Source organism: Ancylobacter oerskovii (genome assembly GCF_018390555.1).
Taxonomy (GTDB): Bacteria; Pseudomonadota; Alphaproteobacteria; order Rhizobiales; family Xanthobacteraceae; genus Ancylobacter; species Ancylobacter oerskovii.
This window is the reverse complement of record NZ_JAHBGB010000027.1, coordinates 151,371-165,828: the sequence shown is the minus strand read 5'-3', so window position 1 is coordinate 165,828 and position 14,458 is coordinate 151,371. Positions and strand designations below refer to the sequence as shown.

Annotated in this window: 15 protein-coding genes; 5 read left to right on the top strand and 10 right to left on the bottom strand. The window is 68.5% G+C overall.

Annotated features, from left to right (window positions below; translation table 11 throughout):
* Positions 1-27: 27 nt before the first annotated feature.
* Positions 28-270, bottom strand: coding sequence for a hypothetical protein (locus KHC19_RS12630; RefSeq protein WP_213352711.1), 243 nt, complete (start codon positions 268-270; stop codon positions 28-30).
* Between the two features lie 408 nt (positions 271-678).
* Between KHC19_RS12630 and KHC19_RS12620 the strand changes: the two genes are divergently transcribed.
* Positions 679-2,022, top strand: a complete 1,344-nt coding sequence (locus tag KHC19_RS12620; RefSeq protein ID WP_213352709.1) for a YncE family protein — start codon at positions 679-681, stop codon at positions 2,020-2,022.
* A 303-nt stretch (positions 2,023-2,325) separates the two neighbouring features.
* On the top strand, positions 2,326-2,643 hold the full coding sequence (locus KHC19_RS12615) for an RcnB family protein (protein WP_246548788.1): 318 nt from the start codon (positions 2,326-2,328) through the stop codon (positions 2,641-2,643).
* Positions 2,644-2,790: 147 nt separating this feature from the next.
* On the opposite strand, the gene KHC19_RS12610 is transcribed toward KHC19_RS12615, so the two are convergent.
* The 9 genes from KHC19_RS12610 to KHC19_RS12570 form a co-directional block, all read right to left on the bottom strand.
* Positions 2,791-3,054: a hypothetical protein gene (locus tag KHC19_RS12610; RefSeq protein WP_213352707.1), complete on the bottom strand. Its 264-nt coding sequence runs from the start codon at positions 3,052-3,054 to the stop codon at positions 2,791-2,793.
* 205 nt (positions 3,055-3,259) lie between these two features.
* The gene (locus tag KHC19_RS12605; RefSeq protein ID WP_213352706.1) at positions 3,260-3,721 is read right to left on the bottom strand and encodes a DUF2147 domain-containing protein; all 462 of its coding nucleotides are present in this window, start codon (positions 3,719-3,721) and stop codon (positions 3,260-3,262) included.
* A complete protein-coding gene (locus tag KHC19_RS12600; protein ID WP_213352705.1) occupies positions 3,706-4,146 on the bottom strand; it encodes an EamA family transporter in 441 nt (146 codons plus the stop codon). Before KHC19_RS12600 ends, KHC19_RS12605 begins: the two co-directional genes overlap by 16 nt.
* The gene (locus KHC19_RS12595; RefSeq protein WP_213352704.1) at positions 4,143-5,450 is read right to left on the bottom strand and encodes a GNAT family N-acetyltransferase; all 1,308 of its coding nucleotides are present in this window, start codon (positions 5,448-5,450) and stop codon (positions 4,143-4,145) included. Before KHC19_RS12595 ends, KHC19_RS12600 begins: the two co-directional genes overlap by 4 nt.
* Positions 5,440-6,411 carry an alpha/beta hydrolase gene (locus tag KHC19_RS12590; RefSeq protein ID WP_343207709.1) on the bottom strand — a complete coding sequence of 324 codons (972 nt, stop codon included), beginning with the start codon at positions 6,409-6,411 and terminating at the stop codon, positions 5,440-5,442. Before KHC19_RS12590 ends, KHC19_RS12595 begins: the two co-directional genes overlap by 11 nt.
* A 9-nt stretch (positions 6,412-6,420) precedes the next feature.
* Positions 6,421-6,789: an EamA family transporter gene (locus tag KHC19_RS12585; protein WP_213352703.1), complete on the bottom strand. Its 369-nt coding sequence runs from the start codon at positions 6,787-6,789 to the stop codon at positions 6,421-6,423.
* Positions 6,786-7,709: an arginase family protein gene (locus KHC19_RS12580; RefSeq protein WP_213352702.1), complete on the bottom strand. Its 924-nt coding sequence runs from the start codon at positions 7,707-7,709 to the stop codon at positions 6,786-6,788. The genes KHC19_RS12585 and KHC19_RS12580 overlap by 4 nt, the downstream gene beginning before the upstream one ends.
* A gap of 5 nt (positions 7,710-7,714) precedes the next feature.
* Entirely contained in the window at positions 7,715-9,130 is a 1,416-nt protein-coding gene (locus tag KHC19_RS12575; protein WP_213352701.1) for an aspartate aminotransferase family protein, read from the bottom strand.
* Positions 9,123-9,887: an HAD-IB family phosphatase gene (locus tag KHC19_RS12570; protein WP_213352700.1), complete on the bottom strand. Its 765-nt coding sequence runs from the start codon at positions 9,885-9,887 to the stop codon at positions 9,123-9,125. Before KHC19_RS12570 ends, KHC19_RS12575 begins: the two co-directional genes overlap by 8 nt.
* A 401-nt stretch (positions 9,888-10,288) precedes the next feature.
* On the opposite strand from KHC19_RS12570, the gene KHC19_RS12565 reads away from it, so the two are divergent.
* The 3 genes from KHC19_RS12565 (at position 10,289) to KHC19_RS12555 (ending at position 14,443) form a co-directional block, all read left to right on the top strand.
* The gene (locus KHC19_RS12565; protein WP_213352699.1) at positions 10,289-10,963 is read left to right on the top strand and encodes a response regulator; all 675 of its coding nucleotides are present in this window, start codon (positions 10,289-10,291) and stop codon (positions 10,961-10,963) included.
* A gap of 413 nt (positions 10,964-11,376) precedes the next feature.
* Positions 11,377-12,390, top strand: a complete 1,014-nt coding sequence (locus KHC19_RS12560; RefSeq protein ID WP_246548787.1) for an NAD-dependent epimerase/dehydratase family protein — start codon at positions 11,377-11,379, stop codon at positions 12,388-12,390.
* 94 nt (positions 12,391-12,484) lie between these two features.
* Complete coding sequence (locus tag KHC19_RS12555; RefSeq protein ID WP_213352697.1) at positions 12,485-14,443, top strand: glycosyltransferase; 1,959 nt, start codon at positions 12,485-12,487, stop codon at positions 14,441-14,443.
* Positions 14,444-14,458: the final 15 nt, after the last annotated feature.

Here is a 14,458-nt window from a genome sequence, read left to right as displayed (position 1 = left end):
CCACGCCGGTTTCCCCGGGCGGCGCGATCAGCCGCCGACATGCCGCTCCCGGTAGGCGGGCAGGACCCGCAGGGCGAATTCGACCAGTTCTCCCTCGTCCCGCGCGCCGCGGCCGGTCGCCTCGATGAGCGCGAGCGCCAGCCGGGCGCGGATGTCCGCGCGATCCGCGCTGTCCTCCGGCATCGCCGCGGTTTGCTGGGCCCTGTGCAGGCATATGTCGAGCATGCGGGCGATGGCGGGGTCGAGGAGGCCGGTAAGGCGAGGCGGCATGTCCAAACCTGTGTCGTGTCTCATGGCGTCGTGTCCAAGGGCGTCGTGTCCAAGGGCATCGTGTCTCAGGGCTGGGCGAAGCTAGGGCAATGCCGAGCGAGGCGAGGGCCGGCTCGCACGGTGGGTTGCCAATACGCATCGCCGGAATGTTCATGTTATGTTCTCATATCGACGAAGGCAAGTCGCGCCGGCGGCCGAGCGATGAAAGTGCGCGCGAGGGTTCGATCTCTGCCTTGTCTGAAATGAATAATGAATGCAGAATTCATTTGCGGTGTCGGACGCCGCTCATCCGTTCGCCGCCGCAACGGCCGCGAACGCCATGGAGGCAGGCTGGCAGGCACCCGGCACCCAATGCATAAGCAGCCAAGCCGGGGCGGTCGGCATGTCCTCCTTATCGGAGGAAACGCCGTGACCAGGATTTTCGTCGCAGGGACTTCCGTGCTTGCCGCCCTCGCGGCATCGCAGACGCCGCTGGCCGCCAAGGACTACATTCTGGCGACCGGGCGGTGGGACAACACCGCCATCGTGATCGACGTCGACAAGGCGATCGATCCCGCCAATGACGGCACGCCCAATGCGGTGATCAACCGGCTGCGCGTCACCCCGGACATCGACGGCAAGGGCACCGGCAAGCTCGATACGGTGGCGAGCGGGCAGCCGATCATCATCGCGATCTCGCCGGACCAGAAGCGCGCCTATGTGGTCAATCACTCCGGGAAGTCGAAGCCGGAGGATGCGGCGGCCTTCCAGCACGGGCATCCGGGTTCGGTCACGGTGGTCGATCTGGTGAAGGCGCTGGACCCGGCCAACAACGGCACGCTCGGGGCCGTCGAGGCCTTCATCGATTCCGAAGGCGCCGGCGCCACCGGCTTCGCCGTCACGCCCGATCAGAAATACGGCATCCTCGCCCATGCCGAAGGGCCCGGAAACGAGGATGGCGGCCGCCATATCAACATCGTCGATCTCGCGACCAACAAGGTGATCCACAAGGTCGAGCAGGCCTATGGCAAGCCCGGCCATGATTGCCCGCCGGCGGCGATCCCCCACCGGGCGCCCGATCCGGCCTTCGGCTGCTTTCCCGATACCAACGGCGTGACGGTGAGCCCGATCGGCGGCGGCACGGTCTTCACCGCGAATGGCGGCACCGACGACGTGTCGGTGATCAGCCTGCCCAAGGCGCTGAAGGGCGACGCCGATGCCGAGGTGGCGCGCATCCCGGTGCAGGCCGGAGGGTTCGGCATCACCACCAGCCCGGACGGCAAGCTGGTCGCCATCGCCTCCCGCGAAAGCGCGCGTGACGGCAAGGAGGCCAACACCATCTCCATCATCGACGTGGAGCAGGCGCTGCGCGAGCCCGGCAAGGGCGAGGCGGCGCGGATCCTGGTCGGCACCAGCAATCCCGAGGTGCAGACGCGGCCCTTCGTGGCCGCCTTCACGCCCGACGGGAAGCGCATCGTGGTGACGAATTTCCGCACCAACAACCTGTCGATCATCGATGTCGCCAAGGCGCTGTCCGGGCAGCCGGCGGAGCTGGCGCGCATCGCCCTCGAGACCCCCAATGGCGAGCCGTCGCGCCCGCGCGGCGTCGCCTTCGCCAAGGACGGCAAATATGCCGCCATCAGCGGCGCACCGAAGGGCAAGCCGGGAAGCAGCGTCGTCTGGCTGGTCGACCTCGACAGCTACAAGGTCGCGGGACGGGTGACGCAGATCGGCAACGAATCCTACATGCTCGGCGGCTTCTCCGGGAAATAGGCCGGCTGGCCATGACCCGCGGCGGGGCCTCGCCAGGGCCCCGCCGGCATCCCGCCGGGTGCGGCAGGTGAGGCGGCGGCTCCCATGCATGCGCGGCACCACCATCAGTAACGGTCCGGTTCGCCGCGGGCGCTTTCCCATGGCGGATTACCATAGGTCAACATTACGAATATTTCAGAAAGATATTCATATGTCATTCATGTGATCGGCGGCATTGTCTTCGCACAAGAGGCGCGCTGCGATTGCAGTATGAATGGAGTATCTGTCATGAAGCGTATGGTTATTCTTGCTTCGATATTGTCTATGCTTGGCGATTCTGCCTCGATGGCCCAGGGGGCGCCGCCGCTCTATCCGCATGGGCAGCAGAATGCGCAGAAGCCGCACCAGGCCCGGCCGCACGACAATCACCGTCCCCAGACGGCCAGGCCGGCGCCGCATCGCTCGCAATGGTCCAAGGGCAAGCGCCTGCCCCCGAACTATCGGCACGATGTCGTGCGGGACTACGGGCGCCACCGCCTCGCACCGCCGCCGCGCGGCTATAATTGGGTGCGCGTGAACAACGAGTACATGCTGATCGGCATGGCGAGCGGCATCATCTCGTCCATCGTCCGGGCGCAGTGAAGGACGGGGCCGGGGAGGGGAGCGACGCTTTCCTCCCGGGCCCGTGTCGCCCCGGGCGAACCGGGCCGGTTCGTCCCGCGGTCGGTGACCAGAGCGTTTTCGAGCGGAGTGGAATCCGGTTCGCGTGAAGAAAACGCGTTCAAGGCTCTAGGCTTGCGGATCGAGCAGGGCCTGCCGGTCGGGCCGGCGCTCCCGATAGGCCGGCAGGATCCTGAGCGCGAACGCCACCAGCACTTCCTCGTCCTTCTCGCCGAGGCGGGCGGCTTCGATCAGCGCGGAGGCCAGGCGGGTGCGGAGATCGGAGCCGGCGGTTTCCGTCTCCAGCGTGGCGGCGACGGCTTCCGCCCGCGCCAGGCATGTGTCGAGCAACTGGATGGTGTCGGGATCGAAGCGGATGAAATGCGACGGCATGTCCGGTACCTCTGGCGGCCATTCTCGGCCCGGACGCTGATGTAGGAGCGGCCCGCCGACGGACAAGCCCGATCCGGCTACCGTGGGGGGCCCACCGCCCCGCGCCGCCCGCCGCCCGGCGGCGATGCGGTCCCGATCCGCTTCACACGGCGCCTTCACATGGTCGAGAGGGACGAGGACCGGTCGTGCCGCGCCCGGTCTCGCGCTAGCTGCAGCGGCCGAGGCCGGCCGGCGCCCGCGTCCATTCCATCGTCTCGCCCAGCGCCTCCACGCCGACGAAGCCGATGACCGCCAGCCGGCCATTCCGGCGCATCTCGGCCGAGAGCTGGTAGCGGCTGCCGGTCTCGGGATCGTAGATCCATCCGCCCTCGAAGCGATTGCCCTTCGGCTTGAGATCGCCGAGCACGCGCAGGCCGCAGATCGGCCGGCTGCGCGCCGAGCTGTCGGGGTTGCGCGCGTCGCGCAGCGGCTGGCCGTCCATGGTCGGCGTCTTCAGCCAGACGATGCGCCCGCAGACCGCGCCGCCGCACGGGGCGATCTCCACCGCGCCTTGCCCGTCATCGGTCACCCACACGCCGTTGATGTCCTCCGGCGCGGCCTTGGCGCCGGCGACGGCGCCGAGCAGCGCGAGCGCCGCCAGAGTGGTGAGGATCACAGATCGGCGCATGATTTCACTCCCGTGGACGTTGCCGGCTTCTGGGCCGCCGGCTCGGCCTCCTGTTCTTCCTGGGGGCCGATCAGCCAGACGCCGGCGAGAATGAGGGCGATGCCGATGGCCGGCACCAGCCCCACCCCTTCGCCGAAGATCAGCCAGCTGGCCAGCGGCACCGTAACATAGCTGAGCGTCGTCAGCGGGAAGGCCCTGCCGAGCGAGCAGTATTTGAGGATCAGGATCCAGGACGCATAGGTGGCGAAATAGAGCAGCGCCGCCACCCAGCTCGCCGGCGATTGCGCCACCGCCTGCAGGAAGGCCGGGCTGATCGGCATGTCGCCGATGGCGCGGGACGTCGCCTCGAAGGCGATCTGCGTGCCGGTGTCGACCAGAAGGTAAATCCCGACCAGCACCGGGAAGCGGAGCGAGGCGGCGATCATCGCGCGTTCTCCCGCTTGCGGTGGGCGACGAGATCGGGGTCCCAGCGCGGAAAGCCCAGCCACGGCACGGCAAGGCGCACCAGCGCGTGCAGGACGGGGTTGAGATGCTTCACCATGATCGTCGAGGGCCGCAGGCCGCTGCCATAGCGCAGCTTCGAGGCGAAGGCGGTCTGCCCCGTCTGAAGGAAGCGCTTGCCGAGGCGCTGGCACAAACGCACATTCTCCGCCCAGCTCACCGCGTAGAGGTCATGATCGCGGGCGAGCGGATACGACATGCCGAGGAACTTGTCGATGACGCGGTCCGCCTCGACGAGCAGGAAGTTGAAGGCCGCCAGCCGGTCGCCGACCCGGTAGAAGGCGAACAGCACCTGGTCCGGCTGGGCGGCGGCGACGCGCTCGAAATATCCGTCCGGCAGGTCCTCGAAATCGCCGTAGCGGACATGGCTCTGCGCGCGGGTGGCGTCGTAGAGGGCGCGCACCTCCTCCTCAAGCCCCACGATGGACTGGCGCCATTCCACGCTGACGCGGTCGGCGCGCTTCAGCTTGCGGCGCAGGTCCTTGCGGGTGGCGGAGGACAGCCGCGCCAGCCAGTCGTCGACGGTGGAGGTGCCGGCGAGGTCCAGCACCGCATGCGGCAGGCTCTCCAGCGGCACATAGCCGGCGGCCTTCAGCGCGGGGCCGATGCGCTGCATGTCCTGCGGATCGATGTCCTTCACGGCGACGAGGCCGGCCTTCTGGCGCCGGGCCTCGGCCTCGACCCCGCCCAGCAGTTCGGCCAGCACGGCGTCGCGTTCCTCAGGGGGGAGGGAGGGCAGAAGCGCCACCGGGCAGTTCTCGGTGAAGGGGGAGCCGATCGCCAGCAGGCGCCATTCCAGCCCCCGCAGCAGGGCGCGGGCGCCGGAGCGGGCCAGCCGTCCGGCGCGCTCCGCCAGCGTGCCGCCGGGAGGCGCCTCGTCCTCCTCCTGGAAGGGGGTGTCGAGGCGATAGCCGACGGTGAACAGGGGAAAGCCGCCGAGAAAGCCGCGCCCGTCGGCGAGGCTGATGGCCGACAGGGAGAAGGCCGCCGGCGTGCCGGTCTCGCAGGTGACGAGATAGTCCCAGCCTTCGGCGTCGCCCGGGCGGCCGCGTTGCCAGTCCTCGCGGGCGATGCCGGAAATGCCGGCATGGAGCCGGGTCTGCCGGGCGGAGCCCTGGGCCTGCCTTGCCGAACGGTTCGTCCTTGCGGCGTCGCCGGAAGCCGCGGGGCGACCGGATGAGCGACCTTCGCCGGGCTGCGCCCCCGACGAGGGAAGCTCAAGAGCCATGACCGGCTCCCGCCGAGGCGAGCGCCGCCGATCCGAGGCCGGCGACCAGATCCGCCGGCTCCCGCACGCCCGGCGCCGCATCGGCTTCCGTCGCGGCATTGGCGGTGGCCGGCTTCGTCCAAGTGGCGGCCTCGGCCTGCTCGGTCTCGACGTCGCGGGCGATGCGGCCGACGAATTCCACCACCCGCTCGCCGACGAGGTGGCGCTGCCGGTCGACGGTGATGAGGTGGTAGCTGTCCTCCAGCACCATGGTGTCGACGACGCCGCCGAGGCGGCGCTGCAGGGTGATGGCGTTGTCGAGGCTCGCCACGTCGTCGTGGCGGGCATGCACCACCAGGGTGCGCTGGCGGATGAGCGGCAGCAGCGGCTTGATGGTGGTGGTCAGCCGCCAGAGCTCGCGCAGCGCGAGGGCCGGCGTGGCGAACAGGCCGGCCTCCGAGCTGTTGCCGCTGCGCATGGCGTAGGAGACCATGGCGCGCGCGCGCTCGTCCTTGAGGCCGTAGGGCTCGCGCTCCTCGAAGCGATAATAGCGCACCAGCGGCGTGTTCATCACCCAGCGCAGCAGGAAGCTGTATTTGGGGATCGACCAGCCGTCATAGGTGAGGGTCGGCGCCAGCATGACGATGCCGCGCACGCGCTGGGGCTGGCGCGCCGCGACCAGCGCCGCCAGCACCGCGCCCATCGACAGGCCGCCGACCAGGATGGTCGAACAGCGCTTCTCCAGCTCGTGAAGGGCGGCGAGGGCGCTGCCATACCAATCCTCGAACGAGGTGGCGGTGAGATCGTCCTCGGTGCCGCAATGGCCGGCGAGCTGGCAGCACATGGCGGTGTAGCCGGCGGCGGCGAGGCGGCGGGCGATGTCGCGCATCTCCACCGGCGTGCCGCCGAGCCCGTGGATGAGCAGCACGCCGACCGGACCGCGTTCGTAGAGGATGGAATGATCGGTCACGGCTTTGGCCACGGGACTTCCTCACAACTCGCTGGCAACGAGGACGATGCCGGCCATGATCAGCAGGGCGCCGGCCCAGTGGTTCCGGCCCAGCCGCTCGCCGAGCAGCAGGTGGCTGGCAGCCAGGACGCCGAGAATGTTCAGGCTGGCGAGCGGAAAGGCGATGGAGAGCGGCACCAGCGCCAGGATACGGATCCAGATGACGAATTCGGCCACATATATGCCGATTCCGGCCAGCAGCCAGGGCGTGGCGACCAGGGAGCGGACGAACGCTCCCCAGCGGCCCTTTTCCGGCGCCGGGATGTTGTCGGCGCCCAGCTTGAAGGCGATCTGGCCGAACACGTCGCAGGCGACGGACAGGGCGAACAGGACGACGAGTTCGACGGTCATTGCAGCACCGCCTCCATCGCCGAGAGGATGCGCAGATTGGTCGCCTCGTTGACGGCGATGCCGTCGTCCGGCGGCACGGGGCGCTGGTCGCGGTCCAGCCGGGCGAGCAGCGAGCGCACGGTGCCGAGCGAGCCCTCCGGCGAGTAGTCGCCGCAGACATCCATGCCGATCACCGGGCACCGGGCGGCGATCGTCTCGATCGCCTCCAGCACAGCGTCGAGCCGCAGCCGGCCCTGGTCCCAGTTGGTGACGGCTTCGTCGGCGGTCAGCGCGTCCTTGTCGAGGCTGATCCACACCGGCGCCTCGGGCAGCCGGCGGGCGATGTCGGCGATGCGCGCGCTCCAATCGGCGCCGGCCAGCCCGTGCCAGCGCAGCCCGTCGCGGGACAGGCCGCCGGTGCCGTGCGCGCCGGCATTCTCGAAGGAGGGGCCGGCATAGAAGGTGGCGCCGTCGAACCAGGGATGCAGCTCCAGCCGCCCGGAGCGCAGCGCCCCCACCGCGCCGCCCTTCAGCTGGGGGGACTGGATGTCGGCGCTGGTCGGCCCGAGGGTGACGACGCGCAGCACCTGCGGCAGCTCCAGCGCCCGCGCGACCCAGGAGCCGCAATTGAGGCTGGAGGGAAAGCGCACCCAGTCCGGGTGGTTGTCGAAATGCACGATGCTCACCGGCTGCCGCAGCCGCTTCACCAGCAGCAGCGCCAGATGGTGGAAGTCGCCCGAGCCGATGAAGTGGATGTCGCCCGGCGCCGGCGGGCCGAGGCGCGCATCGAGGGCGGCGAGCGCCTCCTCCGAGGCGAGCAGCCGCAGGCGCGGGGCGAGGTCGCGGGCGGCGACGACATCGCCGCCCGATTGCGCGCATACGGCGACCAGGCCGGGCTGGGCCGCGAGCGACCCGTCCGTATCGAGGAGGCGTATGCGCATGGGCGTCACCGGGGCGTTACCCGCTCGAACAGCTGGTCGAGCAGGGCGAGGGCGAGATCGATTTCCTCATAGGAAATCGTGAGCGCCGGCGCCACCGTGATCACGTTCTTATGGTAACCGCCGATGTCCAGCACCAGCCCGTAGCGCTCGCCGCCATGGACGAGGTCGCCCTTCAGCGCCTCGTCGACCATCAGGTCGACCAGCTTCTTGGAGGGGGTGTAGCTGTCGTGCGGCTCGCAGATCTCGATGCGCAGCGCGAGGCCGAGGCCGTCGACGTCGCCGACGATCCTGTGCTTCTCCTTGAGCGCCTTCAGCCCGTCGAGGAAATAGGCGCCCTTGGCCGGCACGGTGGTCTCGTAATCGTCCTCGCGCATCATGCGCATGGCTTCGAGCGCCACGGCGGTGCCGAGCGGGTTGGCGTTGAAGGTGGAGTGGGTCGAGCCGGCCGGGAACACCGTCGGGTTGATCAGCTCCTCGCGCGCCCAGATGCCGGACAGCGGGTTGAGGCCGTTGGTCAGCGCCTTGCCGAACACCAGCACGTCCGGCGTGACGCCGAAATGCTCGATCGACCACAATTTGCCGGTGCGGTAGAAGCCCATCTGGATCTCGTCGACGACGAGCAGGATGCCGTGCTTGTCGAGCACGCGCTTCAGTTCCGGGAAGAAGTTCGGCGGCGGGATGACGTAGCCGCCGGTGCCCTGGATCGGCTCGACATAGAAGGCGGCATATTCCGCCTGGCCGACCTTGGGGTCCCACACACCGTTATATTCGCTCTCGAACAGGCGCTCGAACTTCTTCACGCAAAGCTCGCCATATTCCTCCTTCGACATGCCGCGCGGGCCGCGGAAATGGTAGGGGAACTCGATGAACTGGGCGCGCTCGCCGAAATGGCCGTAGCGGCGGCGGTAGCGGTAGGACGAGGTGATTGCCGAAGCGCCGAGCGTACGGCCGTGATAGCCGCCCTCGAAGGCGAACATCAGGCTCTTCCCGTTGGAGGCGTTGCGCACGATCTTCAGCGAGTCTTCCACCGCCTGCGCGCCGCCGACATTGAAGTGCACGCGGCCCTTCCGGCCGAAGCGTTGCTGGGCGCCGATGCCGATCTCGGCGGCGAGCTCGATCTTCTCGCGGTGGAGATACTGGCTGGCGACCTGCGGCAGGCGGTCGATCTGGCGCTTCAGCGCCTCGTTCAGGCGCGGATTGGCATAGCCGAAGTTGACGGCCGAGTACCACATCTGCAGATCGAGGAACTGCTGGCCCTCGTCGTCATAGATGAAGGAACCCTCGCAGCGCTCGAAGATCTTCGGCACTTCCGTGTAGTGCACGGTATCGCCATAGGAACAGTATTCGGCTTCAAGCGCGTAGAGACGCTCGCGATCGCTCTCGCTCGACAGTGGATTGGAGGTCGGATTACGGTCAAGCATTGAGGTCCTCGAACGAAGTTTCGGCAGATGCCGGCAGAGTGGGGCTCATCTCCGAGATGAGTGCGGGCAGGAAGGCGAGCGCGTCGGCGAAGCTGGAAATTGCCAGATGCGGCAACGACTCTTCGGCGCAGTAGGCGGCAAGACTTCCTTTGGCGAATACGAAATCAGCACGCCGTGCAAGGCAAAAATCGGACCGTCCGTCGCCGATCAGCACCAGCGGCTGCTTGTCGGCGGTGGAGGCGCATTTGCAGGTACCGCTGCCGCAGCCTTCATTGCCGTTGCTGAAGCTTGCCGTCCAGCGGTTTCCCCCGATGGGGAGCATGCGGTTGCAGGTGACCGGCAGGTCGAGCCCGGCGGCCGCCAGCAGGGGAAGGATGGAGACGTCGAAGCCGTCGGAGACCACCGAGACCTCGGCGCCGAGCCGCCGGGCGGCGGCGACGAAGTGCGGCACGTCGGGGTCGAGCGAGATGGTGGAGAGCGCGCGGCGGACGTCCTCCTCGCTGGCATGGATCAGCGCCACCTGGGCGGCAAGACATTCGCGCGACGAAATCTCCCCCGCCTGCCAGCGCTCCTCGATATCGCGCCATTCCGGCTCGGCGAAGCTTTCCAGAAGGAAGTCGGTGGTGTCGATGGGGCAGATGGTTCCGTCGAAATCCAGTGCGAAGTGAAGACGGGAAATCACGTGCATGAGGTTACCGATGGTCATGAATACGTTCCGGCGAGTCTCATGCCCGCTTTGCGAACGACTTTCTTTCACATAGCTAGCAAAATTTCATTTCAATTTCGCCTGCTTCTAAGGACGGAGAAGTCAGGTGCCCGCCGGACTGTCACCAAACGGCCACGGTACCCGTGATACCGTTGCACGCGCTGCGTCAACTTGCGCGGGTATGCATTCGCCGCATGGCCGCCTTGCCCGGCGTGCCGGCATCCGGCGAACTCCCATGACGCACCCCATGGTCACGGATATTTGCACGGGCCGGCGCCCTTTCGTCTGGATTCCGGCCGGGCTTTGCTTCGCGGTTGCTTCGAAGCGCCGCCCGGCGGGCGCTCCCGGCGCGCGCTTGTCCCCGGTGCCGGCCGGGACCGGCGGCGAGGTCGCGGCCCCATCTGATCGAAGGTAGGTTGCACGGGCCTGCCTTTGATTCCGGGACCCGGTCGATGCGACTGCTGCTGGTGGAAGACGAGATCGAGCTTGCCGAGTCGCTGGCGGCGGCGTTGAAACCGGCCGGCTTCGTCGTCGATCACGTCGCGACCATCGCCGATGCCGAGGCGGCTCTCGGGGCCGGGCTCTACGACATCGCCGTCCTCGATCTCATGCTGCCGGACGGCGACGGGCTGGAACTGCTGAAGCGCTACCGGGCGAAGGGGCTCGCCATTCCCGTCCTCATCCTCAGCGCCCGCGACAATCCCGCCGACCGGGTGCGCGGATTGGAGGAGGGCGGCGACGACTATGTGGTCAAGCCGTTCCATCTCGGGGAAGTGGTGGCGCGGCTGCGCGCGCTGCTGCGCCGGCCGGGCCGGACGCACGGCATCCATCTCTCCGTCGGCAATGTCGATTTCAACACCACCGACCTCAGGGTCATGGTGGCGGACATCCCGCTCCCGCTTTCGCGCCGGGAGCTCGGCCTGCTGGAGCTGTTCATGCGCCGCAACGGCCGCGTGCTGACCAAGGAGGTGATCGAGCACGCCATCTATAGTTTCAACGACGACATCGACTCCAATGCCCTCGAAGTGCTCATCCATCGGTTACGCCGCAAGCTGGCCGGGGCGGGGGCCAATGTCGGCATCCACACCTTGCGCGGCATCGGCTATCTGATGGACGACGTGCGGTGAAGAGCCTGCGAGATTTCCGCGCCGGGACGGCTCCTCGCGCCCCCTTCGCCGCCGGCCTCGACCGCGTGCCGGGGAGGGCGGATCATGGGTTGCTTAATTTCCAGATAAAAAATTTTCAAATTCGTACTAATTTATTTCAAATTGTAAGATTGACGTAAGGTTGGCTCGCCAGACTGTCCTCGGGGCGGACGTTGAGACGCACTCAACAGGCACTTGGAGTATCAGGCCGAACCAGGACGCGATCCCCGTCGAGCTGTCTCCCTGAGCGGTGCGGTCGGGCTTTCCCCGATCCGGGCAGAGGCGCGACGCGAGCCGCGATCCCGGACCGCTGACCGGTCGACATCGCTCCGTCTTTTCCGCCGACGACCCATCCTCACTGCCAGATCGAAGGTTCTGCTTCCATGCAAAGAGCGATGACGCATGTCCGTATGGCCCGCGACGCCGCGTCCCGGCGGCGCCCGCGCATCCTGGTGACCGGCGGCGCCGGCTTCCTCGGTTCGCATCTGTGCGACCGGCTGATCGGGCGGGGCGCCCAGGTCGTTTGCCTCGACAATTTCTCGACGGGCAGGCGGCAAAACATCGAGCCTCTCATCGGGCATCCCCGTTTCTCGCTGCTGGTGCACGACGTGGTGGATCCCCTCCCGGCGTCGCTCGATGTCGACGAGATCTACAACCTCGCCTGTCCCGCCTCGCCGCCGGCCTATGCCGCCGCGCCGATCCGCACCACCCTTACCAGCGTGCTGGGCGCGCTCAATCTCCTCGCCCTGGCCACCGCGCGGAACGCCCGGATCCTGCAGGCCTCGACGTCCGAGGTCTATGGCGATCCCGAAGTCAGCCCGCAGCCGGAAAGCTATCGCGGGCATGTCGATCCGACCGGCCCGCGCGCCTGCTACGACGAGGGCAAGCGCTGCGCGGAAAGCCTCTTCTTCGATCATGCGCGCATGCTGGGGACGCGGATCAGGATCGCCCGGATCTTCAACACCTATGGCCCGCGCATGAGCATCGACGACGGGCGCGTCACCTCCAATTTGATCGTGCAGGCCCTCTCCGGCGCCGACATGACCGTGTATGGCGACGGCACGCAGACCCGCTCCTTCTGCTATGTCGACGAGACGGTGGAGGCGCTCATCCGCCTGATGGCGGCGCCCGGCGATGTCGAGGGGCCGGTCAATATCGGCAATCCCGACGAGCGCACCATCAACGACTTCGCCGCCATCGTGCGCCGCATGGCCGGCTCGCGGTCGCGGATCGTCTACCGCCCGCTGCCGGTGCACGACCCGCGCCGGCGCTGCCCCGACATTGCCGCCGCCGTGCGCCTGCTCGACTGGATACCGAATGTGGGCCTGGAAGCCGGGCTCGCGCGCACCATCGCCCATTTCAGGACTGAGCTCGGGCGCGTGCCGGCCGAGCGGGAGGCCGTGGCATGAGGGCGAGCGCGATCCCGGCCATCATGCCCGCCGCCGGTCCCGCGCGGGCGATGTCCGCGGCGGGCCGGCGCCCCGCCATGACGGGGAGGGCGCGATGACCGGCGACCCGCGCCTCCTCGCCGCCTCGGCGCAGGACAGCCCCGGCGCGTTCACCGATCGCCGCGTCTACGCTCTGCCGCGCGCCTTGCTCGCCCCGTTCCTCGCTCCCCGGCAGCGCCTCGAGTTCCTGCTCGCGGTCGGCGTCTGGGCGGCGGCCTTCCTGTTCTTCTGGACGTGGTGGCTGGATCCCGCGCATGTCGACGGCCTCGGGCGCTTCGCCTTTGCGAGCCTGCCCTTCGCCTGGCTCACCCTGATGCCGGTGTACTTCTTCTCCATCTTCATCGGCAGCCGCAAGCCGGCGGGCCTGACGCGGCTTCCCCCCGGCAGCCGGGTGGCGATGGTGGTGACGAAGGCCCCGTCCGAGCCGTTCGAGGTGGTGGCGCAAACCCTCGGGGCCATGCTGGCGCAGCCTTACCCGCACGATACCTGGCTGGCCGACGAGGACCCCTCCGACGAGACCCTCGCCTGGTGCGCGCGGCGAGGCGTGCGCGTCTCCACCCGCAGGGGCGTCGCGGCGTATCAGCGGCAGGAATGGCCCCGCCGCACGCGCTGCAAGGAAGGCAACCTCGCCTATTTCTACGACCATTACGGCTACGAGCTGTACGATTTCGTCGTGCAGATGGACGCCGACCATGTGCCGACGCGGGACTATCTGGAGCGCATGCTGGCGCCGTTCGGCGATCCGGCCGTCGGCTACGTTTCCGCGCCCAGCATCTGCGACCGTAATGCCGGCCACAGCTGGTCGGCGCGCGCCCGCCTCTATGCCGAGGCCTCGATGCACGGCCCGCTTCAGGCCGGCTACACCGGCGGATGGGCGCCGCTGTGCATCGGCTCCCACTATGGGGTGCGCACCGCGGCGCTGAAGGAGATCGGTGGCCTCGGCCCCGAGCTCGCCGAGGACCACTCGACCACGCTGATGATGAACGCGCAGGGCTGGCGCGGCGTCCATGCCATCGAGGCCTTCGCCCATGGCGACGGGCCGTGCACCTTCGCCGATCTGGCGACGCAGGAATTCCAGTGGTCGCGCAGCCTCGTCACCATCCTGCTGCGCTACTCGCCGCAGCTGCTGCCGCGGCTGCCGGGTCGGCTGCGCTTCCAGTTTCTGTTCTGCCAGTTCTGGTACCCGCTCTATTCCGGCATCTGGGCGCTGCTGTTCCTGATGCCGGCAGTGGCCCTCGCGACCGGCGAGCCTTTCGCCAACGTCACCTATATCGACTTCGTCGTGCACTACGCGCCGATGTCGGTGGTGCTGCTGCTCATGGTCTGGCGCTGGCGGGCCAATGGCTGGCTGCGCCCGGTCGATTCCCGCCTGATGAGCTGGGAGGAGATCCTGTTCGTGCTGGCGAAGTGGCCGTGGTCGCTGCTCGGCACGCTCTACGCCCTGCGCGACTGGATGACCGGCTCGTTCGTCGATTTCCGCGTGACCCCCAAGGGCAAGGGCGGCGTGGCCCCGGTGCCGCTGCGCGTGCTGGCGCCCTATGCGGCGATCTCGGCCCTGTCCGCCGCCGCGGCGCTCGTCTTCGGCGATGCCGGCTCGGCGAGCGGCTTCTATGTCTTCGCCATCGTCAATGCGCTGCTCTACGCCCTGCTGGTCGCGGTCATCCTGGTGCGCCATCGCCTCGAGAACCCGCCGCGCGACCGCGCCTGCCGGCGTGGCGCGGGGCTGGCGGGCCTCAATGCCGGCCTTGCCGTCGGGCTGTTCGCCCTGCCGCTGGCCGCCGCCGTGCAGCGCGGGCCGGAAGGGCTCGGCGCGCTCGCCTGGGGGGCGATGCCGCTGGCCTATACCGAGACGGTCTTCTCCGTCACCGGCGCCGGCATGGGGCGCGGCGTCTACAGGCTCGTCTTCGTTCCGCCCTGGATCGACCGGCAGGAACCGCCCGCAAAGCCGCCGCTCGAAAGGCTGTCGCCCGCAGGGCCGCCGGCCGGCGCGCCCCGCCCGGGGAGGCCGGAATGAGACGCACCATCACCG